Genomic DNA, 23,815 nt, shown 5'->3' on the forward strand with positions numbered 1-23,815 from the left:
TAGGCCGGATAATCGTAGCGCTATCCGGTAATCCATCAACCAATAACTTTCGCTACCGCCTGCGCAAAGCGCTGCATCCCTTCATCGATATCCGCCTCTTCCACCACCAGCGATGGCGCAAAACGCATCACGTCCGGCCCCGCGTTCAGCACCATAACGCCTTCATGGGCGGCGGCGTAGAGGAAATCACGCGCCCGACCTTTGAACTGCGGCTTCAGCTCCGCGCCAATCAGCAACCCCATACCGCGAATATCGCTAAAAATGTCATACTGAGCATCTATTTTCTGTAAATGCGCAACAAATGCCTGACGTTTGACCTGAATACCGTCCAGCACGTCCGGCGTGTTGATAATGTCGAACGCCGTCTCTGCAACCGCACAGGCCAGCGGGTTACCGCCGTAGGTTGAACCGTGCGAACCGACATGGAACGCAGAAGCGATTTCCTGAGTGGTCAACATCGCGCTCACCGGGAAACCGCCGCCGAGGGCTTTGGCGCTGGTCAGGATATCCGGCGTCACGCCGTAGTGCATATAGGCAAACAGGTCGCCGGTACGCCCCATACCACACTGCACTTCATCAAACACCAGCAATGCCTGATGCTGATCGCACAGTTCGCGCAGGCCCTGCAGGAATTCCGGCGTGGCGGCCATAACGCCACCTTCGCCCTGAATCGGCTCGACCACCACCGCGCAGGTGTGATCGTCCATCACCGCTTTTACCGCATGCAGGTCGTTAAACGGGACATGGATAATGTCCGCCGGTTTTGGCCCAAAGCCGTCAGAATATTTTGGCTGCCCACCGACGGAAACGGTAAACAGCGAACGGCCATGAAACGCATTATGGAAGGCGATAATTTTGGTTTTGAACGGACTATGGCGCACGCAGGCATAGTGGCGTGCCAGCTTAAAGGCGGTTTCGTTGGCTTCGGTGCCAGAGTTCATGAACAGCACGCGTTCGGCAAAGGTCGCATCAATGATTTTGCGGCCTAAGCGCAGTGCAGGCTCATTGGTGAAAACGTTACTGGTGTGCCACAGGGTTTCGCCCTGCGTTTTTAACGTTTCGACCAGGGCCGGATGGCAATGCCCTAACGCGGTAACGGCAATACCACCCGCGAAATCAACATACTCTTTACCCTGTTGATCCCAGACTCGACTTCCTTTCCCTTTGACCGGGATAAACTCTGCCGGTGCATAAATCGGCAGAATCACTTCATCGAATGTCGCGCGCGTAATTGCAGTTTGTTCAGTTGCCATGTCATTACCACCTAGTTAAGCAGAAATGCTAGTGAAATTACAATCACAAAATATGAATAAAAAATCACTGAATAGCAACTACAAATCACCGATTGAGGAAATTAGCCAGCAGCTGATGCCCCTGCTCACTGAGGATACTCTCCGGGTGAAACTGCACGCCTTCCAAATCCCACTCGCGGTGGCGAATGCCCATAATCTCCTGCGTTTCACTCCAGGCCGTTACCTCAAAGCAGGCCGGCAGCGTCTCAGGTGCAACCACCAGAGAGTGGTAGCGCGTCACCGTTAGCGGGTTCGCCAGCCCCTGAAAAACGCCCTGCCCGGTATGCGTAATCGGGGAGGTCTTACCGTGCATGACTTTCGCCGCCCGCACGACGCTGGCACCAAACGCCTGCGCCATCGCCTGGTGGCCCAGACAGACGCCCAGCATCGGGGTTATTCCCGCATAGTGACGGATGACATCCAGCGAAATCCCGGCATCATCCGGCGTGCAGGGACCGGGGGAAATAACGATTTTTTGCGGACTTAACGCATCAATTTGCGCCAGCGTCAGCTCGTCGTTGCGCCTGACAAGGACCTCTGCGCCCAGTTCGCAGAAATATTGATACAGGTTCCAGGTAAAAGAATCGTAGTTATCGATAAGCAGGATCATGGCGGCTCCGGTACAGAAAAACCGCGCTATTCTACCCAGTTTCTCGGGCTTCGCTTACCACTTTACGAAATATCGCCCGCAGCGCCGACAGGTCGCCCATCGCACCACTCTGGTTGGCCTGATTCCACTCTTCGACCGGGATACCCTCCCAACTGAGCATATACCCGGCATGAACCGCTAACTGTTCGAAGAAAATACGTTGGGCCAGACCGCTGCCAATACGAAATGGGTGTAGCACATTAATTTCGCAATAATAATGCGCAAGTCGGTCGATAAACTTATCCGCCGACAGCCCCACCAGCCAGGACTCGTCTTCCAGGTCCTGCATCAGCGCGTTGCCCTCTTTCTCGATATAAGCAAAGTGGCAGAAGCGGGTATCGCCTTGGTAAATATCGACCTCGCGCAGATGGCCCGCCCAATCAAAAATATCCTGATAGAGCTGGCGATGAATAGCGCACAGATGCGGCAGACCGCGTTTTAGCGGGCCCAGCCCAATCGTCGCCGCCCGCAGCGCCGTCAATTCGTAGGCCGCCTGCGCCAGACGCTGGGCCTGATGGACCCCGAGACGATTACGCATCACGTTCAGGCCCGGATACAAATAGGGATCTCGCCCATCACCGAATTTATCGCTCATAGTGCCTCCTCAATTCTTCAAGGCGCGCCAGGGCATCTTCAGCGCTCAGCGTAACCCGTGGAATCTCCACGCCTTCCAGACGTCGGCTAGCCTGGAAATTGCCGTTTCGCAGTTGCTCCCAAAGACAGGACTTTTGTTTATCGGTGAGTTTTTTCACGTGACCTCCCTGAATGAGCCAGCACTTGCCACAAGTATAAGCAGCAATTTCGGGTTACGCAGAGAAGGGAGAGAACGCGGGCAGGAACCGCCCGCGCAAAAATACGATTACGGCAGGACTTTCGCAGACAGGATAACAATCGGTTTGGACGGAACGTTCTGGTAAGGGCCGACGTCGTGGGTCGGTACCTGAGCTATCTTATCCGCGACATCCATCCCCTTCACCACTTTACCAAAAACGGCATAGCCGAAGTCACGCTGGCCGTGATCGAGGAAAGCGTTGTCCGCAATGTTGATAAAGAACTGGCTGGTCGCGCTGTCTTTGTCTGCGGTCCGCGCCATGGCAATGGTGCCACGGGTATTGCGCAGCCCGTTATCGGCTTCATTTTTGATAGGCGGGTTAGGTTTCTTCTGCTGCATCTGCTCGGTAAAACCGCCGCCCTGTACCATAAACCCAGGGATCACACGGTGAAACGTGGTGTTGTTATAGAAACCACTATTTACATAATCGACAAAGTTTTGCACTGAAACCGGGGCCTTTTGGCTGTTCAGCTCCAGCTCAATGTTACCAGCAGAGGTCGTCAGCAGTACACGTGGGTCACCTTTCGCTGCCAGTGCTGCGGGAGAGAGGGCAGAAAGAGCGAGAACAGCTGCAACAGCCGCCAGAGTCGATTTGAGCATGAGAATTCCTTTACAAGAGCAGAAATGAAGCAAGTGAATTGATTCTAAAGAGCCTTCCATGACAAGGCCATCCCTTTACTTAATTTTACGAACCTGAAACAAATGTAAATGCTTTGCAACGCGCATCAATGTGATCATGATCACATTGAAATATGTAATAGAAACAGCAGTTGCTAAAAAATATTTAAATACATCAACAAAACGCCTAAAATCCGCCCGCTCACGGCGCCTTCAATGCGCCTTACACTTCTATACAGGCCAGTCATGACTAACAGCAATCGTATCAAGCTCACATGGATCAGCTTTCTCTCCTACGCCCTGACAGGCGCGTTGGTTATTGTCACCGGGATGGTGATGGGAAACATCGCAGACTATTTCCATTTGCCCGTTTCCAGTATGAGTAACACCTTCACCTTTCTGAATGCCGGTATTCTGATCTCTATTTTTCTGAATGCGTGGTTGATGGAAATTGTCCCGTTGAAAACGCAACTACGTTTTGGCTTTATTCTGATGCTGCTGGCTGTCGCCGGACTGATGCTCACGCATAGCCTGGCGCTGTTCTCCGCCGCCATGTTTGTGCTGGGGGTCGTCAGCGGGATCACCATGTCGATTGGTACTTTCCTGGTCACCCAGATGTATGAAGGTCGCCAGCGTGGATCTCGCCTGCTGTTTACAGATTCCTTCTTCAGCATGGCGGGCATGATTTTCCCGATGGTTGCCGCGTACCTGCTGGCGCGTAGCATCGAATGGTACTGGGTCTACGCCTGTATCGGCCTGGTGTACGTCGCCATTTTCCTGCTGACCTTTGGCTGTGAGTTCCCGGCGCTGGGTAAACATGCGCAGCAACCGGAAACACCGGTGGCGAAAGAGAAGTGGGGCATCGGTGTGCTGTTTTTGTCCATCGCCGCGCTGTGCTACATCCTCGGTCAGTTGGGTTTTATCTCCTGGGTGCCGGAATACGCCAAAAGCCTAGGCATGAGCCTGAACGATGCAGGTAAGCTGGTCAGCGATTTCTGGATGTCCTACATGGTGGGTATGTGGGCGTTTAGCTTTATCCTGCGCTTCTTTGATTTGCAGCGTATCCTGACCGTGCTGGCAGGACTGGCAACCGTATTGATGTATCTCTTCATCACCGGTACGCCAGAGCACATGCCGTGGTTCATCCTGACGCTGGGCTTCTTCTCCAGCGCCATCTATACCACCATTATCACCCTCGGCTCCCAGCAGACTAAAGTGGCCTCACCGAAGCTGGTTAACTTCGTCCTGACCTGCGGCACCATTGGGACCATGTTAACCTTCGTGGTGACGGGTCCGATCGTTGCCCACAGCGGTCCTCTGGCCGCACTACAAACCGCGAATGGCCTGTATGCTGTGGTATTCGTGATGTGCTTTATCCTTGGGTTTGTCACGCGTCATCGCCAGCATAACGCACCGGCTGTGCAGTAAACCTGAATGCCGGATAGCGGCTCTGATTATCCGGCATTTATCACTCCCCTTTCTAACCCTTAGGATCCTGACCTATTCACACTAAAACCCCTTAATTTGTACGCTAATCATACAAACATGAAAAGCCTGTCAATTCCGTGACTTATAAAAACGCTGACAAATCAGTTATATACCTCTTAAGGAGTATATAAGGGCGAAATTGATTTGTATCAATAAGCGGGGTTGCTGAATCGTTAAGGTAGGCAGTAATAGAAAAGAAATCGAGGCAAAAATGAGCAAAGTCAGACTCGCTATTATCGGTAATGGTATGGTCGGCCATCGCTTTATTGAGGATCTTCTTGATAAATCCGATGCGGACAAGTTTGATATTACCGTCTTCTGTGAAGAACCCCGCAAAGCATACGACCGCGTACACCTGTCTTCTTACTTCTCTCACCACACTGCTGAAGAGCTGTCTCTGGTGCGTGAAGGCTTCTATGAGAAGCACGGCGTTAAGGTATTAGTCGGCGAACGCGCGATTACCATCAACCGCCAGGAGAAGGTGATCCACTCCAGCGCCGGTCGTACGGTTTATTACGATAAACTGATCATGGCAACCGGCTCCTACCCATGGATCCCGCCGATTAAAGGTTCGGAAACGCAGGACTGTTTCGTTTACCGTACCATTGAAGACCTCAACGCCATTGAGTCTTGCGCTCGTCGCAGTAAACGCGGCGCCGTTGTCGGTGGTGGCCTGCTGGGTCTGGAAGCCGCAGGTGCCCTGAAAAGCTTAGGCGTTGAAACCCACGTGATTGAATTCGCCCCGATGCTGATGGCTGAACAGCTGGATCAGATGGGTGGCGAGCAGTTACGTCGCAAAATTGAAAGCATGGGCGTGCGTGTGCACACCAGCAAAAATACCAAAGAGATCGTCCAACAAGGCACTGAAGCGCGTAAAACTATGCGCTTTGCCGACGGCAGCGAACTGGAAGTCGACTTCATTGTCTTCTCCACCGGTATTCGCCCGCGCGACAAACTGGCAACCCAGTGCGGCCTTGATGTCGCACAGCGTGGCGGTATCGTGATCAACGACGCCTGCCAGACCTCTGACCCGGATATCTACGCTATCGGCGAATGCGCCAGCTGGAACGACCGCGTTTATGGCCTGGTCGCGCCGGGGTACAAAATGGCGCAGGTCGCCGTTGACCATATTCTCGGTAGCAAAAACGCGTTCGAAGGCGCAGACCTGAGCGCCAAGCTTAAACTGCTGGGCGTAGATGTCGGCGGTATCGGCGACGCACATGCGCGTACACCGGGCGCCCGTAGCTACGTTTACCTCGACGAAAGTAAAGAAGTCTACAAACGCCTGATCGTCAGCGAAGATAACAAAACGCTGCTGGGCGCGGTTCTGGTGGGTGACACCAGCGATTACGGCAACCTGCTGCAGCTGGTGCTGAACGCCATCGAACTGCCGGAAAACCCGGACTCACTGATCCTGCCAGCACACTCAGGCAGCGGTAAGCCGTCCATCGGCGTGGATAAACTGCCGGACAGCGCGCAGATTTGTTCCTGCTTCGACGTCACCAAAGGCATGCTGGTTGCCGCCATTAACAAAGGCTGCCACACCGTTGCAGCGCTGAAAGCCGAAACCAAAGCCGGTACTGGCTGCGGTGGTTGTATTCCGCTGGTTACCCAGGTGCTGAATGCCGAACTGGCGAAACAGGGCATCGAAGTCAACAACAACCTGTGCGATCACTTCCCGTACTCACGTCAGGAACTGTTCCATCTCATCCGCGTGGAAGGCATTAAAACCTTCGAGGAATTGCTGGCGAAACACGGTAAAGGTTACGGCTGCGAAGTATGTAAACCAACCGTCGGTTCCCTGCTGGCCTCCTGCTGGAATGAATACATCCTCAAGCCGCAGCACACGCCGCTGCAGGATACCAACGACAACTTCCTGGCCAACATCCAGAAAGACGGTACCTACTCCGTTATCCCACGCTCTGCCGGTGGCGAAATTACCCCGGAAGGTCTGGTTGCCGTGGGCCGTATCGCTCGTGAGTTCAATCTGTACACCAAGATCACCGGTTCTCAGCGTATTGGTCTGTTCGGCGCGCAAAAAGATGACCTGCCGGAAATCTGGCGTCAGTTGATTGAAGCGGGCTTCGAAACCGGTCATGCGTATGCTAAAGCGCTGCGTATGGCGAAAACCTGCGTGGGTAGCACCTGGTGCCGTTATGGCGTCGGCGATAGCGTAGGCTTCGGCGTTGAGCTTGAAAACCGCTACAAGGGCATTCGTACCCCGCACAAAATGAAGTTTGGCGTCTCTGGCTGTACCCGTGAGTGCGCAGAAGCCCAAGGTAAAGACGTGGGTATCATCGCCACTGAAAAAGGCTGGAACCTGTACGTCTGTGGTAACGGCGGGATGAAACCACGCCATGCGGATCTACTGGCAGCGGATCTCGACCGTGAAACGCTGATGAAATACCTTGACCGCTTCATGATGTTCTACATCCGTACTGCGGACAAACTGACCCGTACCGCACCGTGGTTAGATAACCTGGAAGGCGGCATCGAGTATCTGAAGTCTGTCATCATTGACGACAAACTGGGCCTGAACGAGCATCTGGAAGAAGAGATGGCGCGTCTGCGTGAAGCCGTCGTATGCGAGTGGACAGAAACCGTCAACACGCCGTCCGCGCAGGTTCGCTTCAAGCACTTTATCAACAGCGATAAACGCGATCCGAATGTCCAGGTTGTGCCTGAACGTGAACAACATCGCCCGGCCACGCCGTATGAGCGTATCCCGGTCACTCTGGTGGAGGAAAACGCATGAGCCAGTGGAAAAACATCTGCAAAATCGATGACATTCTGCCTGCAACAGGCGTCTGCGCCCTGTTAGGTAAAGAGCAAGTCGCGATTTTCCGTCCTTATCACAGCGACCAGGTGTTTGCGATCAGCAACATCGACCCGTTCTTCCAGTCCAGCGTACTTTCACGCGGGATTATTGCTGAGCACCAGGGCGAGCTATGGGTTGCCAGCCCGCTGAAAAAACAGCGCTTCCGCCTCAGCGACGGTCTGTGCATGGAGGACGAAAGTCATTCCGTGGCGCACTACGAAGCCCGGGTGAAAGACGGCATGGTGCAGTTGCGCGGTTAGTAAATTATTGGGAGGCGCAATGCCTCCCTTTTTAGATTTTTATTTTTGTTCCACTTTTAATCATTATCACAAAATCATTTGTGCTGCATCGCGGCGGCAACCGCGCAAATCCCCTGGAGCATAGTTCACTATGTGACTGGGGTGAGCAAGGGCTGCCAACAAAGAGGCAGTGCAAAGGATGAAGTGAGAAAAGGATAATCAAACACATGTTTACAGACACTATCAATAAGTGTGCGGCTAACGCTGCGCGCATTGCACGCCTGTCGGCCAACAACCCATTCGGTTTCTGGGTCAGTTCCGCCATGGCGGGCGCTTATGTCGGTCTCGGCATCATTCTTATTTTCACTCTCGGCAATCTGCTTGATCCATCCGTACGTCCGCTGGTGATGGGTGCAACCTTTGGTATTGCCTTAACGCTGGTGATTATTGCCGGTTCAGAGCTGTTTACCGGGCACACCATGTTCCTGACGCTTGGCGTCAAAGCGGGCACCATCAGCCACGGTCAGATGTGGGCCATTCTGCCGCAAACCTGGCTGGGAAATCTGCTCGGTTCCGTGTTCGTCGCCCTGCTGTACAGCTGGGGTGGCGGTAGCCTGCTGCCGGTCGATACCAGCATCGTACATAGCGTTGCCCTGGCGAAAACTACAGCCCCTGCCAGCGTACTGTTCTTTAAAGGTGCGTTGTGTAACTGGTTGGTTTGCCTGGCAATCTGGATGGCGATCCGTACTGAAGGCGCGGCGAAGTTCCTCGCCATCTGGTGGTGCCTGCTGGCGTTTATCGCTTCCGGCTATGAACACTCCGTTGCCAACATGACGCTGTTTGCGCTCTCCTGGTTCGGTCATCACAGCGAGGCTTATACCTTATCCGGAATTGGCCATAACCTGCTGTGGGTAACACTCGGTAATACTTTGTCCGGTGTCGTATTCATGGGGTTGGGTTATTGGTATGCTACGCCAAAATCGGAGCGTCCCGTTCCGGCAAAAATCAACCAAACTGAGGCTGCTGCCAATAATTAAGGGGTAATGTCGTGGATCATTTGCCTATATTTTGTCAACTACGTGACCGCGACTGCTTGATCGTCGGCGGGGGTGATGTCGCAGAACGCAAAGCGCGGTTACTGCTGGAAGCAGGCGCCCGTTTAACGGTTAATGCGCTGGCGTTTATTCCACAGTTCACCGTATGGGCAAATGAAGGCATGCTGACGCTGGTTGAGGGGCCGTTTGACGAAGCCCTGCTCGACTCCTGCTGGCTGGCGATCGCCGCCACCGATGACGATGCCGTCAACCTTCGCGTCAGCAACGCCGCTGAATCACGCCGCATCTTCTGTAACGTGGTCGACGCCCCAAAAGCGGCCAGTTTCATCATGCCCTCCATTATCGACCGTTCGCCGCTGATGGTGGCGGTCTCCTCCGGCGGGACATCGCCGGTGCTGGCCCGTCTGCTGCGTGAAAGGCTCGAATCCGTACTGCCTCAGCATCTGGGTCAGGTGGCGCAGTATGCCGGCAAGTTGCGTTCCCGAGTGAAGCAACAGTTTGCCAGCATGGGTGAGCGTCGACGCTTCTGGGAAAAGCTGTTTGTGAACGACAGGCTGGCGCAGTCTCTGGCAAACGACGATCGGCAGGCAATAGAAGAAACGACCGAGCAGATGCTCAGCGAACCGCTGGACCATCGTGGCGAAGTAGTGCTGGTTGGTGCCGGTCCAGGCGATGCCGGACTGCTGACGCTGAAAGGGCTGCAACAGATCCAGCAGGCCGATGTCGTGGTGTATGACCGTCTGGTTTCTGACGATATTATGAACCTTGTACGTCGCGATGCCGATCGTATTTTCGTCGGCAAACGCGCGGGTTATCACTGCGTTCCGCAGGAAGAAATCAACCAGATCCTCCTGAACCAGGCGAAACAGGGCAAGCGCGTGGTACGCCTGAAAGGCGGCGACCCGTTCATCTTTGGTCGCGGTGGCGAAGAGCTGGAAACCCTGTGCCACGAAGGTATCCCGTTCTCTGTTGTTCCCGGTATTACCGCGGCGTCCGGCTGTTCTGCCTATTCCGGCATTCCGCTGACGCATCGAGATTACGCCCAGAGCGTACGCCTGGTCACCGGACACCTGAAAACCGGCGGCGAGCTGGACTGGGAAAACCTGGCAGCAGAAAAACAGACGCTGGTGTTCTATATGGGCCTGAATCAGGCGGCCACTATCCAGGAAAAATTGATCGAGTTTGGGATGCCAGCAGACATGCCGGTTGCGCTGGTCGAAAACGGGACCTCCGTGAAACAGCGCGTTGTCAATGGTGTACTGACGCAACTCGGTGAACTGGCGCAACAGGTGGAAAGCCCGGCGCTGATCATTGTTGGTCGCGTGGTTGGCCTGCGCGATAAGCTGAACTGGTTCTCAAATCATTAATATTCAGGCGCTATGTTTTCTGCATAGCGCCGTTTTTTGATTACCCTTCCAGTCATTATTCTTCATCTTTAATCATCATCAATTATTATTTTTTAAAAATTCTTAAATCTACTATTAAGTTAAAAGAACAAGTAATAACTTCCTGGTCACGTTATATATAGCAAGCTTAATTCACTACGTGTTTTTCGAAGCATATGGAATTGGCATACTGATGTTTTATTGATTGATAGGGATTATTAAATGAAAAACATGCTTAAAGCTGCTGCAGTACTGCTGGCTCTCTCCACATTGACTGCCTGCACCGGTAGCGTTCAGAACAAAAACAAGACCTGTGATTACGATTATTTCCTGCACCCAGCCATTTCTATTTCTAAAATCATTGGCGGCTGCGGTGACACTGCACTGTAATTATTTATATTCCGTATAAATATATAAAGCAGGGTTATCTCCTATACCGTTATAATATTAAACAGTATGGGAGATAACCCGGCTTTTATTTTAGCCGCACGTTATCTTACGGCTTCGCAACAAATCCAATTGCTTCATACACCGCTTTCAGTGTTTCGGCTGCGCGCGCACTGGCTTTTTCTGCACCATCTTTCATCACTTGCTGCAAGAAGGCTTCATCGTTACGGAAACGGTGATAACGCTCCTGAAGCTCAGTCAGCATACCGGACACGGCGTCTGCGACTTCACCCTTCAGGTGACCATACATCTTGCCTTCAAAGTGCTGCTCCAGTTCTGGGATGCTCTGGCCGGTCACGGCAGAGAGAATATCCAGCAGGTTAGCGACACCCGCTTTATTCTGCACATCGTAACGAACAACAGGCGGCTCGTCGGAATCCGTCATGGCGCGTTTGATTTTCTTCACCACAGATTTCGGGTCTTCCAACAGGCCGATCACGTTATTGCGGTTTTCATCCGACTTGGACATTTTCTTCGTCGGCTCCAGCAGCGACATTACACGCGCGCCGGATTTCGGAATAAACGGCTCAGGCACTTTGAAGATGTCACCATACAGAGCGTTAAAACGCTGGGCAACGTCACGGCTCAGTTCCAGGTGCTGTTTCTGATCTTCCCCTACCGGTACCAGATTGGTCTGGTACAGCAGAATATCGGCAGCCATCAGTACCGGGTAGTCGAACAGACCGGCATTGATGTTTTCAGCGTAACGGGCAGATTTATCTTTGAACTGAGTCATGCGGCTCAGTTCGCCGAAATAGGTGTAGCAGTTCAACGCCCAGCCTAACTGCGCATGTTCCGGTACGTGGGACTGAACGAAAATGGTGCTTTTCTCAGGATCGATACCACACGCCAGATACAGCGCCAGCGTATTCAGCGTGGCATTACGCAGCTTCTGTGCATCCTGGCGGACGGTGATAGCATGCTGGTCCACGATACAATAGATGCAGTGGTAATCATCCTGCATGTTTACCCATTGACGCAGCGCACCCATATAGTTGCCAATGGTCAATTCACCTGAGGGCTGTGCGCCACTAAAAACGATGGGCTTAGTCATTTTTTAATTCCTGATTTTCGCTATGCGGAAGCCCGAGAGCGGGCAGTAGTTCATTAATACGGTCATAAATGACGTCGGGCTGGCTCAGCGCGATCGACTCGCCGTAGTTGTAGCCATAGGTCAGGCCAACGGACAGACAGCCAGCAGCTTTTGCCGCCTGAATATCATTGCGTGAATCCCCTACGAAGAGCATTTGCTCAGGCTTGATGCCAAGCTTACTTGCCACCAGCAGCAGCGGATCCGGATGCGGTTTTTTATTCTGCACGTCGTCACCACCGATGACCACGCCAAAGTATTTGGCGATATCTAACGCTTCGAGCAATGGCGCGACAAACGGGGTCGGTTTGTTGGTCACCAGACCTAACGGCAGGCCTTTCGCATGCAGCGCGCCCAGCGTATCGGCAACGTGGGGAAATAAGAACGTCCCTTCTTCAGCAACGTCACCGTAATAGCGGTCAAACAGCTTACGTAAAATACGCACCTGCTCAGCAGCAGGAATGTCATCATCGACGGGCGGTTTACCCGTGGTTTTACGCAGCGTCGCGCGCTCAAGGCGAGCCCAGGTGAGCGCACGCTCCATCAATACATCCGCACCATTACCAATCCAGGTAATCACACGTTCTTCGCCTGCAGTGGGTAATTCCAGCGCGTACAGCGCCATATCCACCGCGGCGGCTAATCCCGGCGCGCTATCAACCAGCGTACCGTCGAGGTCAAAAGCTACGCCCCGAATATCCTGAAATTTATCCATGACTTACCTTCGCCAGTTCATGGCGCATTTCATCAATGACTTTTTTGTAGTCAGGTTGGTCGAAAATCGCGGAACCTGCGACAAACATATCCGCACCCGCTGCGGCGATTTCGCCGATATTGTTCACCTTCACGCCGCCATCAACTTCCAGGCGAATGTCATAGCCAGACTCATCAATACGACGGCGGACTTCACGCAGTTTTTCCAGCGTTTGCGGAATGAAAGATTGCCCGCCAAAACCGGGGTTAACGGACATCAGCAGGATCACATCCAGCTTATCCATAACGTAGTCCAGGTAGCTCAGCGGCGTGGCCGGGTTGAACACCAGGCCCGCTTTACAGCCATTCTCTTTGATCAGCTGTAAGGTGCGATCGACGTGTTCGGAGGCTTCCGGGTGAAAAGTAATGATGCTGGCGCCAGCGGCAGCGAAGTCCGGGATAATACGGTCAACCGGCTTCACCATCAGATGCACATCAATAGGGGCGGTAATCCCATATTTGCGTAGCGATTTCAGTACCATCGGCCCGATAGTCAGGTTAGGTACATAATGGTTGTCCATGACGTCGAAGTGCACGACATCGGCACCGGCGGCCAGAACGCTCGCGGTGTCCTCACCCAGGCGGGCAAAATCAGCCGACAGAATTGAGGGGGCAATCAAATACTGTTTCATCCGCTTCTCCTTGAGAATTATTTTTTCGCAGGCGTTACGACTCCTGGTTTGTACAGAGCCAGCAGTTCATTCACCTTTTTACGTGTGCCGCCGTTGCTGCTTATACTGCGCCGCACTTTGACCTGAAAATGCTTCGCCGCTCGGTACCACTCGCGCGTATCGGGCGTGTCATGGTTCGAAATTAACACCGGGATCTGCTTACTGACCAGCTTTTCTGCCATTTCGGCCAGATGCGCCTGCTCTTTCGGGCTAAAGCTATTGGTGTGATACGCGGTGAAATTCGCCGTCGCCGACAGCGGCGCATAAGGCGGGTCGCAATAAACCACAGAGTTGATATCAGCACGCTCCATGCACTCTTCATAGGAGAGGCAATGAAACTCTGCATTCTGCGCTTTTTCGGCAAAATGATACAACTCTGCTTCCGGAAAGTAGGGTTTTTTATAACGGCCAAACGGCACGTTAAATTCGCCACGCAGGTTGTACCGACACAGGCCGTTGTAACCAAAACGGTTGAGGTATAAGAACAATACCGCACGTCGGAACGGATCCTGGCTGGCGTTAAATTCTGTCCGGAACTGATAGTACACCTCAGACTGATTGGTCTCAGGGACAAACAGCTCGCGCGAAGCCTGCACATACTCATCGGTACGTGACTTCACGATGTTATAGAGACTGATGAGGTCGCTGTTGATATCGGCAAGAACATAACGAGAAAAGTCGGTGTTAAGGAACACCGACCCGGCACCCACGAAGGGTTCGACAAGACATTCGCCCTGGGGCAAATGCCGTTTGATATCATCAAGCAGGGGGTATTTTCCCCCTGCCCACTTCAGAAAAGCGCGATTTTTTTTCATGCTGACTAACTAATTACACCTTCTCCGGCTGTGGAGAAAGCTCCGACAGCATCCTGCGCTTTAGTCTTTGTCCCGCAATTGGGCGAAACATCAAACCATTGCAGAACATATCCTATCTTACTTCAGATCGGCCTGAACCTGATGCAGCGGTTTCGCCCACGGGTTTTTCGCCTGAATGTCAGCTGGCAACGTAGACACCGCACGTTTTGCATCGTCTTTAGACGCATATACGCCCGTCACCAGAACATACCACGGTTGACCGTTACGCGTCGTCTGATACACCACGTAGTTCTTCAGATTCTCTTTCTTCGCCCAACCGTTCAGGTTGTCGTAGTTAGAAGAACTGCTGAGCTGCAGAGTGTAATGACTGGATGGAGCTGATTTTAACGCCCCAACATTACCTGCCGTTTTTGCTCCGCCTGCTACAGGCGTTGCCGTAGTTGGCGCAGGAGTAGCAGTCTGCGCAGGTGTGGTGGTACTGACGGTTGCTTTAGGCTCAGCTGTCGCTTTAGGCGCAGTCGTTGCCGCAGGTGCTTTGGTCGTAGTGGCCGGAGCAGTCACTGCCGCTGTTGGTTCAGTACGCTTCGCCTGAGCAACCGGTTTCGGCTCGGTCGGCGTTGCTTTCACGGTCGTCTGCGTTTTGCTCTTCGGCTCAATAACGGCCTGTTTGCGTTCCGGACGCGCAGTCGCGTGACGCTCAGCAGGCTCAGTTGTTGCAGCCTGACGCGGCGCAGTGCCATTGCGAACGGGCGCAACGGTAGCAGGTTCGGTTGGCAGCGTGGAGTTCACAACCACGTTGTTCACCTGTTCCTGACCTTGCGGTTGCGTCAGGGCATTATTCAGATCGCCCTGAACTTCAACACGCTGTTGACCTTCAGCGGCAGCAGGGGCTTGCCCCTGAGTTGGCGTAGAAGAAATCGGCGGCAGAGAAACATCCTGCTGCGCATTACCTGCCGGCTGCTCAGCCCCCGTCGCAGGCTGAGTGGTGCTCGCCTGATCGGTCGCGTTACTGCCAGAAAGATCGATACTCTTCTCACCAGACGCCGTCTGATCGCTGGAAGAAGGGGATGAGGGGGCTTTCAACGCAGAACCGATACCGACGATCAACAGCAGCAACACCAGAACACCCACACCCATCATCATATATTGACGAGAGGCAGGCTTGCTGGCCGCTTTCTTACGCTTACGCGGACGGCGTTCTACACGCTCTTCATCCACGGTATCGTCATCAGATTCATAGTCTTCTTCAATGTCTTGCTCTTCGTCACGTTCTTTACGCGCGCGCGCTGGACGACGATCGTCAGTATCCAGATCAACATCATCAAAATTGATTTGCGGCTCATTATCGCGTTCAGACGATTGACGAGAACGACCAGTACGACGATCGCTGGGATCGGGTTTCAGCTCGTCTTCTGGTTTGAATTCATCCATTTAACACCCCACTCAAAGGTTAATGCTTACGACGTTGCACATAACCTGAAGCTAAAAGACTTACGCCTTACAACGCAAGCCGGACCTTTCTTGTTGTTACGCCTACTGGCAATCAGCAATAGCGTTAAGAACCACCTCGTGCGACACTCCGCCGCGCACTTCACTCTTCCCTATTGCCAACGGAAGCACTAAACGCATCTCCCCCGCCAACACTTTTTTATCTCGCAGCATGTGCGGTAAATAGGCCTGAGTGGACATCTCACGTGGTCCATTAACCGGTAAGCCTGCCCGCTTCAGCAGCGTAATGATGCGCTGCGTGTCCGCGGAGCAAAACTGACCCAGACGTTCTGACGTACGAGCAGCCATTACCATACCTGCGGCCACCGCTTCACCATGTAACCAATTGCCATAACCCATTTCAGCTTCGATTGCATGGCCAAACGTATGTCCCAGATTCAGTAAAGCACGTAAGCCCATTTCGCGCTCGTCTGCTGCGACAACTTCTGCCTTCAGCTCACAACAACGGCGGATACAGTACGCCATTGCCGGACCGTCCAGATGCAGTAATGCGTCCAGATTTTCTTCCAGCCAGCTGAAAAATTCACCGTCAAGGATGATGCCGTATTTGATAACCTCCGCCAGACCCGACGCCAGTTCACGCGCAGGAAGCGTTTTCAGACAGTCGAGGTCCACCACCACGGAAGCGGGTTGGTAAAAAGCACCAATCATGTTCTTGCCGAGGGGATGGTTTACGGCGGTTTTGCCGCCAACGGAGGAATCAACCTGCGACAACAGCGTTGTCGGAACTTGAATAAAACGTACGCCGCGCTGATAGCTGGCGGCTGCAAAACCGGTAAGATCGCCAATCACGCCGCCGCCAAGAGCAACCAGCGTGGTATCGCGACCGTGCGGTTTTTGCAGTAATGCTGTGAATACCGTATCCAGCACCGTCAGGCTTTTATACTGCTCGCCGTCGGGAAGGATGACGCTATCAACATTAACACCCGCCTGTTCAAGTACGCCGCGAATCTTATCGAGATAAAGGGGAGCCAGGGTTTCGTTGGTCACCAACATAACCTGATCGCCCGATTTCAGCGGTAAGAATGAAGCCGGCTCATTAAACAAACCAGCCGCGATGGTGATAGGGTAACTACGTTCCCCGAGAGTGACTGTAATCCTCTCCATGACGCGACATCCACCTTAGTTACTTGTACCCGCAGACGAGTGTATTAAGCCAGAATCAGTTGCTTTCCAACATATGAATAATCTGGTTTGCCACGACTTTAGCGCTCTGATCATCGGTGCGAATGGTCACGTCAGCAATCTCTTCATACAGAGGATTGCGTTCGTCAGCCAACGCTTCCAGAACTTCGCGAGGTGGTGATTCTACCTGCAGCAGTGGGCGTTTCTTGTCGCGTTGAGTTCGCGCAAGTTGTTTTTCAATTGTCGTTTCAAGATAGACCACGACGCCACGCGCGGAAAGACGGTTACGTGTTTCACGTGATTTAACAGAGCCACCGCCAGTTGCCAGCACAATACCCTGTTTTTCCGTCAACTCGTTGATGACTTTTTCTTCGCGATCGCGGAAGCCGTCTTCACCTTCTACATCGAAGACCCAGCCCACATCAGCTCCGGTTCGTTTCTCAATCTCTTGATCAGAATCGTAAAATTCCATATTGAGTTGTTGAGCTAACTGGCGCCCAATAGTGCTTTTTCCGGCACCCATAGGCCCAACCAGAAAGATATTGCGTTTCTCTGCCATTTTTTCGGTACTACTAAGACTATTCGTTAATGGTAAACCCGCTTCGCAGACACTCAGCGCAGCAGGACATGAACTGAAACCTCATAAGATATTGCGAGAGTCAGACTGAAAATTATCTCAATACTCAAGCGGGTTTGGCAACTGAATAAATCACCAAACCTTTCGCATTTCTGGTCGTGGCAGGCGTATTGCCCTGCAAACATCAGGCCTGGCAACGAATCGCACGGCCAAATGACGCCAAATCAACCCATGACACACCACCAGAAAGGCAAAGCGTATTACCGGTGCACAAGTAAAGAAAACGACCGACGCTCAAATCGGTACTCCTTGTATGCTAAATACACCCGCACGTCAAATTTCTGAAACATGTCCAGTGCAAAAACAATGGCTTTTCATGCATAAATTATTCGCTCGAGACCAGTCTGGGCGTGATAAAAACCACTAACTCGCGCCGCTCATCCTCTTTACCGTCATGGCGAAATAAATATCCAAGCCAGGGGATATCGCCTAACAACGGCACACTGTCCGCCGCAGATTTATTTTTATGCGAAAAAATCCCACCCAGCGCGATTGTCTCTCCGCTTTTTACCTCGACCTGCGTTTCAATTTCCTGCTTATCGATAGCCAGTACTTCGCCATCCGCCTGCTGTAACACCTGCCCGGGGACATTCTGGCTGATATGCAACTTTAGTCTAATTCGCCCTTTTTGCAGCACGGTTGGCGTCACCTCCATTCCCAGCACGGCTTCTTTGAACTCAACGGACGTGGCTCCGCTTTCCCCGCTGGAGACCTGATAAGGGATCTCGCTGCCCTGCTTAATACTGGCAGGTTGCAGGTGGGAAGCCAGCAATCGTGGGCTGGCGATGATATCAAGCTGCTGTTTTTGCTCCAGTGCAGACAGCTCCAGTTCCAGTAGACGACCATTGATACGACCAATGTTAAACCCCACACGCGACGTCGCTGCGGACACGGAGAGATCGCTGGTCATTGTGGTGACGCTGCCCACCGTCCCCGCTTGCGTGGCGTCGGCCAGCGACCATTTCACGCCCAGCTCACGCAGACTTTTTTCGTTAATCGTCACAATGTGTGCCGCCAGTTCGACCTGTTCAACCGGCAAGTCCATCTGCGCCACCCACGTTTCCAGCGCCATCAGCGCAGGTTTGTTATCGCGAAGCAGCAGTCGATTGGTGCGTTTATCTACCGTCATACTGCCTTTGGCGCTCAGCAGTTTCTCACCCGCTTTTGCCAGTTCGGCGGCATCAGCGTACTGCAAAACAATGCTGCGATGCTCCAACGGGAGACTGGCCTGCCGCCTCGCCTGCTCGCTCTCCAGTCGTGCCACATTTTCATTCTGCCAGCCTACCGAATGCACATGCAGGATGTTCCCCTCCTGGCGCAACACCAGCCCGGCGCTTTTTACCACCGTCTGAAATGCCTGCTTCCACGGGACATCAGTCAGGTGCAACGACAGCACACCGCCAACATCGGGCGAAATCACCAGATTTTTTCCTTCCTGCTCAGCCATCGCCTGCAATACCTGAACCACGGGAACATCATCCACCACCAGCGTCACGTTTGGCGCTTTTCCCGCCAGCACGCTGGGGATGACGACCATCAGCACCACGGCTATCCATCGATTCATTCCCTTCTCCTTCTCCTTGTCCTTGTCGTTGCCACTGCCAGCGTGACGGCTCACAGTCTTTACCCATCTCAATAGTTATGCTTTGTGCCGAGATATGAGAAACCGTCCATCCCCCCTTCAGCACCTCATACAGTTCGATCCGCCGCCATGTATGTTCACCATCCTGAACCAGGCCAATCAGGCGCCCTCCCCGACTTACCGCGCCTTGATAACGCCACGTCGATAGCTCAGTGATATGGCAACGATCCTCCGGCGGCTGGAAAGGATCACGCATCCCGGTCAGTATCAGCAGGCTAATCCCCACCAACAGTCCACGCTTAACCGTCATTCAGGCGCTCCAGTTGCAGTGTTAGCATCAACTCGGCATTCTCCAGGTGAAGAGAAAAACCGTTGACCTGCATCCCCCGCTCAGCCAGCCGAACAAACAATGGTGGAACAGCATCCCAGGCAGGCTTCAACGTCATCTCCCCTCCCTGCGCAGAAGGCTGCCAGTGAATCAGGCGTGAAACAGGAGTCTGAAAATCCAGAGCGGAAAAAGGCATCGTATTCTCGTCATTAGCCCAAAGTGTGGGGTCAGCCGGTGTAACCAGTTGGTAAAGATTCCGCCATTGCGCCTGGTTCGCCGCATGTTGCTGCCGCAGAACCTCCCGTTGTACGTTCCATTCTTGCCGTAGCGGATAAAGCAGGCACAACATGGCCATCAGCGCCATGGCGACACTCCAACCGCCCCAGCAGACAATTCGACAACGCGGCGACAAGGCCAGCCAACGATCACAGAGTACGTTCATGCATTACGCTCCGCGTCAGACGATAGTGAAATTGCCAACGTCCCAACGCATCCTTCTGAGTTTCGCCGGGGTCGCCTAAGCGAAAAAAGGACTGTTTGCGTAATTGCTTTTCCAGTGCGTTGAGGGCGCTAAAGTTCTGCGCCATTCCGCTCAGTTCCAGCACTTCATGTTGCCAGGTCAGGGTTGTCAGCCACACCTGCTCGGGCAGTAAATTTGCCAGTCCTTCGAGCATCGGTTGCCAGCTTCGCGTCTGATCTCGCTGCGTTTTACGCAGCTGTCGCTGTTGCCATTGTTGCTGGCGCAGGAGTAAATGCGGTTTTTGGGCCACAAGCATCTCGCCCCGCATTTTCTCAGCAGCTATCTTCACCGTTTTTGCCCGGTTGTCTTCGATGACGACAGCGTAATAGCTCAGTACACAGCCAACGATCAACAGCAGCGATCCGCTAAATAAAACAGCCCAAAACCGCAGGCAGGCGCGCCGCTGTGCCTGACGCCAGGGGAGAAGGTTGATGGTCGCTATCATCAGTCTGTTCCCCCCATTGCCAGTCCAAGCGCAATAGTAAAGATATGACTTTCAGGCGGAATGGGCGGCTGACGAACAGACACCACGCTTAAAGGGTCAAAATGGCCTGACTCGCACAACGCAATTTCTTCCGGGGAAAGCGATAATGTTGCGGCAAGATCGTCGATAGCGTGACTGTCGCCCGCTGGTTTACGCCCCCACGCATAACGAGTCGCCCACAACCACTGCACGTCATCGCGCCAGGCCAGGCACTGCTGATGCGCCAATAAGTACGGTATAAAGCGCTGTAACGCGCTGGCATCCGGCGTAATGGCAGTTATCTGTACTTTCAGCGTTTGCATCAGCGTCAGGAGGCTCGACACCTCTTTGCTTTGCGCGGCGGTCACGTTAAAGGCCGGACTTAAGGTGTCTTCGCTATAATCGAATTGCAGCGCATCTGGGTCCATATCCAGCTCACGCGCCATCGACCCAGACAACCATGCCGTTTGTTCTGGCTCACGCAGCGTCATGACTGGGCGGGGGATCTTTTTTTGTAACGTCCTGTGGGCGGGAAAGGACAGATGAATGTGGTGTCTGCGAGGAAGTTCACGACTCCACGGCAATAACACCTTGCTGAGCTGTTCAGGTGCGCGAATGTGCCCGTCGACAATCGTCTGGTTCGCCAGCGGCAACCGCCACCAGCGCTGTAGAAACCAACCGGAGGCGTCGCGAACGACGGCCACAGCCAGCACTTCATGTTGCTGAATATGCAGACCAATTTGCCAGATATTGAAAGCCATTGCTGATGATCTCCTTATCACCCGTTGCTTTAACGGGTATATCAATGCGTCTGGCTTGCCTTTATACTACCGCGCGTTTGTTTATAAACTGCCCAAATGCCACTAAATGGGAAATCTCCAGTGAAGTTCGTAAAGTATTTATTAATCCTTGCAGTATGTTGCATCCTGCTGGGAGCAGGCTCGATCTATGGCCTCTATCGCTATATCGAGCCGCAATTACCTGACGTCGCGACGTTAAAAGATGTGCGTTTGCAGATCCCGATGCAGGTTTACAGCGCTGACGGCGAACTGATCGCGCAATATGGCGAGAAACGTCGTATTCCGGTCACGCTGGATCAGATGCCGCCGGAAATGGTCAAAGCCTTTATCGCCACCGAAGACAGCCGCTTTTATGAGCACCACGGCGTTGACCCGGTGGGGATCTTCCGTGCGGCCAGCGTTGCGCTGTTCTCCGGGCACGCGTCGCAAGGGGCGAGTACCATCACCCAACAGTTGGCGAGAAACTTCTTCCTCAGCCCGGAACGCACGCTGATGCGTAAGATCAAAGAGGTCTTCCTCGCGATCCGCATCGAGCAACTGCTGAGTAAAGATGAGATCCTCGAGCTTTATCTGAATAAGATCTACCTGGGGTATCGCGCCTATGGCGTTGGTGCCGCAGCACAAGTCTATTTCGGTAAGACGGTCGACCAGCTCAGCTTAAGCGAGATGGCAGTCATTGCAGGTCTGCCAAAAGCACCGTCAACCTTCAATCCGCTCTATTCAATGGACCGGGCTACCGCGCGACGTAACGTGGTGCTGTCGCGTATGTTGAGCGAAAACTACATCACGCAGGCCCAGTACGATCAGGCACGCAGCGAAGCTATTGACGCCAACTATCACGCGCCGGAAATTGCCTTCTCTGCGCCGTATCTGTCTGAAATGGTGCGCCAGGAAATGTATAGCCGTTATGGTGAAAAAGCCTATGAAGACGGGTATCGCATCACCACCACCATTACGCGTAAAGTCCAACAGGCGGCCCAGCAGGCGGTCCGTAATAACGTCATGGATTACGACATGCGCCACGGCTACCGTGGCCCGTCAAACGTGCTATGGAAAGTGGGCGAAAGCGCCTGGGACACCAAGAAAATCACCGACTCACTAAAAGCGCTGCCGACCTACGGACCGCTGCTGCCGGCGGTGATCACCAACGCAAATCCACAGGAAGCGACCGCCACGCTGGCGGACGGCACATCGGTGGCGCTGCGTATGGAAGGCATGCGCTGGGCGCGTCCTTACCGCTCCGATACCCAACAGGGACCAACACCGCGCAAAGTAACCGATGTTGTCCAGACGGGTCAGCAAATCTGGGTACGCCAGGTCGGTGACGCCTGGTGGCTGGCGCAGGTTCCTGACGTCAACTCCGCGCTGGTCTCCATCAATCCGCAAAACGGTGCGGTAATGGCGCTGGTTGGTGGCTTTGATTTCAACCAGAGCAAGTTTAACCGTGCCACCCAGGCATTACGCCAGGTCGGTTCGAATATCAAACCGTTCCTCTACACCGCGGCAATGGATAAAGGCCTGACGCTGGCCAGTATGCTGAATGACGTCCCGATTTCCCGCTGGGATGCGGGCGCAGGTTCTGACTGGCAGCCGAAAAACTCACCGCCGCAATATGCCGGCCCTATCCGCTTACGTCAGGGGCTGGGTCAGTCGAAGAACGTGGTGATGGTCCGCGCCATGCGCGCGATGGGTGTAGATTACGCAGCAGAATATCTGCAACGTTTTGGCTTCCCGGCGCAAAATATTGTTCATACCGAGTCGCTGGCGCTGGGTTCCGCCTCGTTCACCCCGCTGCAGGTTGCCCGCGGCTACGCGGTGATGGCCAACGGTGGTTTCCTGGTTGATCCGTACTTCATCAGCAAGATTGAAACCGATCAGGGCGGTGTTATCTTCGAAGCGAAGCCCAAAATTGCCTGTCCGGAGTGTGATATTCCGGTGATTTATGGCGACACCCAGAAATCTAACGTGCTGGAAAACAGTAACGTTGAAGACGTTGCCATTTCTCAGGAACAGCAGAATGCCGCAGTGCCAATGCCGCAACTGGAGCAGGCGAATCAGGCGCTGGTCGCGCAAAGCGGGACCCAGGAATACGCCCCGCATGTGATCAACACGCCGCTGGCGTTCCTGATTAAAAGCGCGCTGAACACCAATATCTTTGGTGAGCCAGGCTGGATGGGTACCGGCTGGCGTGCAGGTCGTGATTTACAGCGTCGGGATATCGGCGGTAAAACCGGGACTACCAACAGCTCGAAAGATGCCTGGTTCTCCGGCTACGGCCCAGGAGTCGTGACCTCGGTATGGATTGGTTTTGATGACCATCGCCGTAACCTTGGACACTCTACGGCCTCGGGTGCGATCAAAGATCAGATCTCCGGCTATGAAGGGGGGGCGAAGAGTGCCCAGCCAGCGTGGGATGCCTATATGAAGAGTGTGTTAGAGGGCGTACCAGAGCAGCCGCTGACGCCACCGCCAGGTATCGTAACGGTCAATATCGATCGCAGCACCGGTCAACTGGCGAGCGGCGGCAACAGTCGCGAAGAGTATTTTATTGAAGGGACTCAGCCCACGCAGCAGGCGGTACATGAAGTGGGGACCACCATTATCGATAATGGCGAGGCTCACGAACTGTTCTGATCTATTGCCGGATGGCGCTTCGCTTATCCGGTCTACATTTTCGGCGCAATTATTTGATATTGCTG

Annotated in this window: 24 protein-coding genes; 7 read left to right on the top strand and 17 right to left on the bottom strand. The window is 53.5% G+C overall.

Annotated elements, in window-relative coordinates; genetic code table 11:
• Positions 1 to 35: 35 nt before the first annotated feature.
• From argD to ppiA, 5 genes are all read right to left on the bottom strand, one after another.
• A complete protein-coding gene (gene argD, locus QNN86_RS09140) occupies positions 36 to 1,253 on the bottom strand; it encodes a bifunctional acetylornithine/succinyldiaminopimelate transaminase (RefSeq protein WP_135911296.1) in 1,218 nt (405 codons plus the stop codon).
• A gap of 85 nt (positions 1,254 to 1,338) precedes the next feature.
• Positions 1,339 to 1,902 carry an aminodeoxychorismate synthase component 2 gene (pabA, locus tag QNN86_RS09145; protein ID WP_137399884.1) on the bottom strand — a complete coding sequence of 188 codons (564 nt, stop codon included), beginning with the start codon at positions 1,900 to 1,902 and terminating at the stop codon, positions 1,339 to 1,341.
• Between the two features lie 31 nt (positions 1,903 to 1,933).
• Positions 1,934 to 2,536 carry a putative adenosine monophosphate-protein transferase Fic gene (locus QNN86_RS09150; RefSeq protein ID WP_117342456.1) on the bottom strand — a complete coding sequence of 201 codons (603 nt, stop codon included), beginning with the start codon at positions 2,534 to 2,536 and terminating at the stop codon, positions 1,934 to 1,936.
• Positions 2,526 to 2,693 carry a YhfG family protein gene (locus QNN86_RS09155; protein WP_115257317.1) on the bottom strand — a complete coding sequence of 56 codons (168 nt, stop codon included), beginning with the start codon at positions 2,691 to 2,693 and terminating at the stop codon, positions 2,526 to 2,528. Before QNN86_RS09155 ends, QNN86_RS09150 begins: the two co-directional genes overlap by 11 nt.
• A 107-nt stretch (positions 2,694 to 2,800) precedes the next feature.
• Entirely contained in the window at positions 2,801 to 3,373 is a 573-nt protein-coding gene (gene ppiA, locus QNN86_RS09160; RefSeq protein WP_096759295.1) for a peptidylprolyl isomerase A, read from the bottom strand.
• Positions 3,374 to 3,637: 264 nt separating this feature from the next.
• On the opposite strand from ppiA, the gene tsgA reads away from it, so the two are divergent.
• The 6 genes from tsgA (at position 3,638) to QNN86_RS09190 (ending at position 10,766) form a co-directional block, all read left to right on the top strand.
• Positions 3,638 to 4,819 (top strand): MFS transporter TsgA, encoded by a 1,182-nt coding sequence (gene tsgA / locus QNN86_RS09165; RefSeq protein ID WP_115257316.1) that lies wholly within the window; start codon positions 3,638 to 3,640, stop codon positions 4,817 to 4,819.
• A gap of 271 nt (positions 4,820 to 5,090) precedes the next feature.
• The gene (gene nirB / locus QNN86_RS09170) at positions 5,091 to 7,634 is read left to right on the top strand and encodes an NADPH-nitrite reductase large subunit (RefSeq protein ID WP_096759293.1); all 2,544 of its coding nucleotides are present in this window, start codon (positions 5,091 to 5,093) and stop codon (positions 7,632 to 7,634) included.
• Entirely contained in the window at positions 7,631 to 7,957 is a 327-nt protein-coding gene (gene nirD / locus QNN86_RS09175) for a nitrite reductase small subunit NirD (protein WP_115257314.1), read from the top strand. Before nirB ends, nirD begins: the two co-directional genes overlap by 4 nt.
• Positions 7,958 to 8,163: 206 nt before the next feature.
• Positions 8,164 to 8,973 (top strand): nitrite transporter NirC, encoded by an 810-nt coding sequence (gene nirC, locus QNN86_RS09180; protein ID WP_181618433.1) that lies wholly within the window; start codon positions 8,164 to 8,166, stop codon positions 8,971 to 8,973.
• A gap of 11 nt (positions 8,974 to 8,984) precedes the next feature.
• Entirely contained in the window at positions 8,985 to 10,358 is a 1,374-nt protein-coding gene (gene cysG, locus QNN86_RS09185) for a siroheme synthase CysG (protein ID WP_414210984.1), read from the top strand.
• Positions 10,359 to 10,598: 240 nt separating this feature from the next.
• Positions 10,599 to 10,766, top strand: a complete 168-nt coding sequence (locus tag QNN86_RS09190) for a DUF4223 family protein (RefSeq protein ID WP_096759289.1) — start codon at positions 10,599 to 10,601, stop codon at positions 10,764 to 10,766.
• Positions 10,767 to 10,872: 106 nt separating this feature from the next.
• Here the strand turns inward: QNN86_RS09190 and trpS are convergent, their stop codons facing one another.
• The 12 genes from trpS to QNN86_RS09250 form a co-directional block, all read right to left on the bottom strand.
• Positions 10,873 to 11,877, bottom strand: coding sequence for a tryptophan--tRNA ligase (trpS, locus tag QNN86_RS09195; RefSeq protein WP_181618430.1), 1,005 nt, complete (start codon positions 11,875 to 11,877; stop codon positions 10,873 to 10,875).
• On the bottom strand, positions 11,870 to 12,628 hold the full coding sequence (gph, locus tag QNN86_RS09200) for a phosphoglycolate phosphatase (protein WP_181618429.1): 759 nt from the start codon (positions 12,626 to 12,628) through the stop codon (positions 11,870 to 11,872). The genes trpS and gph overlap by 8 nt, the downstream gene beginning before the upstream one ends.
• The gene (rpe, locus tag QNN86_RS09205; protein ID WP_096759286.1) at positions 12,621 to 13,298 is read right to left on the bottom strand and encodes a ribulose-phosphate 3-epimerase; all 678 of its coding nucleotides are present in this window, start codon (positions 13,296 to 13,298) and stop codon (positions 12,621 to 12,623) included. The genes gph and rpe overlap by 8 nt, the downstream gene beginning before the upstream one ends.
• A 17-nt stretch (positions 13,299 to 13,315) precedes the next feature.
• Complete coding sequence (gene dam / locus QNN86_RS09210; protein WP_414210985.1) at positions 13,316 to 14,152, bottom strand: adenine-specific DNA-methyltransferase; 837 nt, start codon at positions 14,150 to 14,152, stop codon at positions 13,316 to 13,318.
• A gap of 117 nt (positions 14,153 to 14,269) precedes the next feature.
• A complete protein-coding gene (gene damX / locus QNN86_RS09215; protein ID WP_414210986.1) occupies positions 14,270 to 15,583 on the bottom strand; it encodes a cell division protein DamX in 1,314 nt (437 codons plus the stop codon).
• A gap of 102 nt (positions 15,584 to 15,685) precedes the next feature.
• Entirely contained in the window at positions 15,686 to 16,768 is a 1,083-nt protein-coding gene (aroB, locus tag QNN86_RS09220; RefSeq protein WP_181618427.1) for a 3-dehydroquinate synthase, read from the bottom strand.
• Positions 16,769 to 16,823: 55 nt separating this feature from the next.
• On the bottom strand, positions 16,824 to 17,345 hold the full coding sequence (gene aroK / locus QNN86_RS09225; RefSeq protein WP_003023552.1) for a shikimate kinase AroK: 522 nt from the start codon (positions 17,343 to 17,345) through the stop codon (positions 16,824 to 16,826).
• A gap of 403 nt (positions 17,346 to 17,748) precedes the next feature.
• Positions 17,749 to 18,987, bottom strand: a complete 1,239-nt coding sequence (gene hofQ, locus QNN86_RS09230; protein ID WP_181618426.1) for a DNA uptake porin HofQ — start codon at positions 18,985 to 18,987, stop codon at positions 17,749 to 17,751.
• Positions 18,899 to 19,315 (bottom strand): HofP DNA utilization family protein, encoded by a 417-nt coding sequence (locus QNN86_RS09235; RefSeq protein WP_182270808.1) that lies wholly within the window; start codon positions 19,313 to 19,315, stop codon positions 18,899 to 18,901. Before QNN86_RS09235 ends, hofQ begins: the two co-directional genes overlap by 89 nt.
• The gene (locus QNN86_RS09240) at positions 19,305 to 19,775 is read right to left on the bottom strand and encodes a hypothetical protein (protein WP_181618424.1); all 471 of its coding nucleotides are present in this window, start codon (positions 19,773 to 19,775) and stop codon (positions 19,305 to 19,307) included. Before QNN86_RS09240 ends, QNN86_RS09235 begins: the two co-directional genes overlap by 11 nt.
• Positions 19,759 to 20,298, bottom strand: a complete 540-nt coding sequence (locus tag QNN86_RS09245; RefSeq protein WP_279277578.1) for a PilN domain-containing protein — start codon at positions 20,296 to 20,298, stop codon at positions 19,759 to 19,761. Before QNN86_RS09245 ends, QNN86_RS09240 begins: the two co-directional genes overlap by 17 nt.
• Positions 20,298 to 21,077, bottom strand: a complete 780-nt coding sequence (locus QNN86_RS09250; protein ID WP_414210988.1) for a DNA utilization protein HofM — start codon at positions 21,075 to 21,077, stop codon at positions 20,298 to 20,300. Before QNN86_RS09250 ends, QNN86_RS09245 begins: the two co-directional genes overlap by 1 nt.
• A gap of 120 nt (positions 21,078 to 21,197) precedes the next feature.
• Here QNN86_RS09250 and mrcA point away from each other — a divergent pair, with 120 nt between their 5' ends.
• Entirely contained in the window at positions 21,198 to 23,750 is a 2,553-nt protein-coding gene (gene mrcA / locus QNN86_RS09255; RefSeq protein WP_279277576.1) for a peptidoglycan glycosyltransferase/peptidoglycan DD-transpeptidase MrcA, read from the top strand.
• The last annotated feature ends 65 nt before the right edge of the window (positions 23,751 to 23,815 follow it).

The organism is Citrobacter sp. C348 (genome assembly GCF_047467975.1).
Classification (GTDB): Bacteria; Pseudomonadota; Gammaproteobacteria; order Enterobacterales; family Enterobacteriaceae; genus Citrobacter; species Citrobacter gillenii.

What these genes read in the sequence shown, in the direction of transcription:
- argD (WP_135911296.1), bottom strand. Translation starts at nt 1,253, where the DNA reads ATGGCAACTGAACAAACTGCAATTACGCGCGCGACATTCGATGAAGTG.
- pabA (WP_137399884.1), bottom strand. Translation starts at nt 1,902, where the DNA reads ATGATCCTGCTTATCGATAACTACGATTCTTTTACCTGGAACCTGTAT.
- QNN86_RS09150 (WP_117342456.1), bottom strand. Translation starts at nt 2,536, where the DNA reads ATGAGCGATAAATTCGGTGATGGGCGAGATCCCTATTTGTATCCGGGC.
- ppiA (WP_096759295.1), bottom strand. Translation starts at nt 3,373, where the DNA reads ATGCTCAAATCGACTCTGGCGGCTGTTGCAGCTGTTCTCGCTCTTTCT.
- tsgA (WP_115257316.1), top strand. Translation starts at nt 3,638, where the DNA reads ATGACTAACAGCAATCGTATCAAGCTCACATGGATCAGCTTTCTCTCC.
- nirB (WP_096759293.1), top strand. Translation starts at nt 5,091, where the DNA reads ATGAGCAAAGTCAGACTCGCTATTATCGGTAATGGTATGGTCGGCCAT.
- nirD (WP_115257314.1), top strand. Translation starts at nt 7,631, where the DNA reads ATGAGCCAGTGGAAAAACATCTGCAAAATCGATGACATTCTGCCTGCA.
- nirC (WP_181618433.1), top strand. Translation starts at nt 8,164, where the DNA reads ATGTTTACAGACACTATCAATAAGTGTGCGGCTAACGCTGCGCGCATT.
- QNN86_RS09190 (WP_096759289.1), top strand. Translation starts at nt 10,599, where the DNA reads ATGAAAAACATGCTTAAAGCTGCTGCAGTACTGCTGGCTCTCTCCACA.
- trpS (WP_181618430.1), bottom strand. Translation starts at nt 11,877, where the DNA reads ATGACTAAGCCCATCGTTTTTAGTGGCGCACAGCCCTCAGGTGAATTG.
- gph (WP_181618429.1), bottom strand. Translation starts at nt 12,628, where the DNA reads ATGGATAAATTTCAGGATATTCGGGGCGTAGCTTTTGACCTCGACGGT.
- rpe (WP_096759286.1), bottom strand. Translation starts at nt 13,298, where the DNA reads ATGAAACAGTATTTGATTGCCCCCTCAATTCTGTCGGCTGATTTTGCC.
- dam (WP_414210985.1), bottom strand. Translation starts at nt 14,152, where the DNA reads ATGAAAAAAAATCGCGCTTTTCTGAAGTGGGCAGGGGGAAAATACCCC.
- damX (WP_414210986.1), bottom strand. Translation starts at nt 15,583, where the DNA reads ATGGATGAATTCAAACCAGAAGACGAGCTGAAACCCGATCCCAGCGAT.
- aroB (WP_181618427.1), bottom strand. Translation starts at nt 16,768, where the DNA reads ATGGAGAGGATTACAGTCACTCTCGGGGAACGTAGTTACCCTATCACC.
- aroK (WP_003023552.1), bottom strand. Translation starts at nt 17,345, where the DNA reads ATGGCAGAGAAACGCAATATCTTTCTGGTTGGGCCTATGGGTGCCGGA.
- hofQ (WP_181618426.1), bottom strand. Translation starts at nt 18,987, where the DNA reads ATGAATCGATGGATAGCCGTGGTGCTGATGGTCGTCATCCCCAGCGTG.
- QNN86_RS09235 (WP_182270808.1), bottom strand. Translation starts at nt 19,315, where the DNA reads ATGACGGTTAAGCGTGGACTGTTGGTGGGGATTAGCCTGCTGATACTG.
- QNN86_RS09240 (WP_181618424.1), bottom strand. Translation starts at nt 19,775, where the DNA reads ATGAACGTACTCTGTGATCGTTGGCTGGCCTTGTCGCCGCGTTGTCGA.
- QNN86_RS09245 (WP_279277578.1), bottom strand. Translation starts at nt 20,298, where the DNA reads ATGATAGCGACCATCAACCTTCTCCCCTGGCGTCAGGCACAGCGGCGC.
- QNN86_RS09250 (WP_414210988.1), bottom strand. Translation starts at nt 21,077, where the DNA reads ATGGCTTTCAATATCTGGCAAATTGGTCTGCATATTCAGCAACATGAA.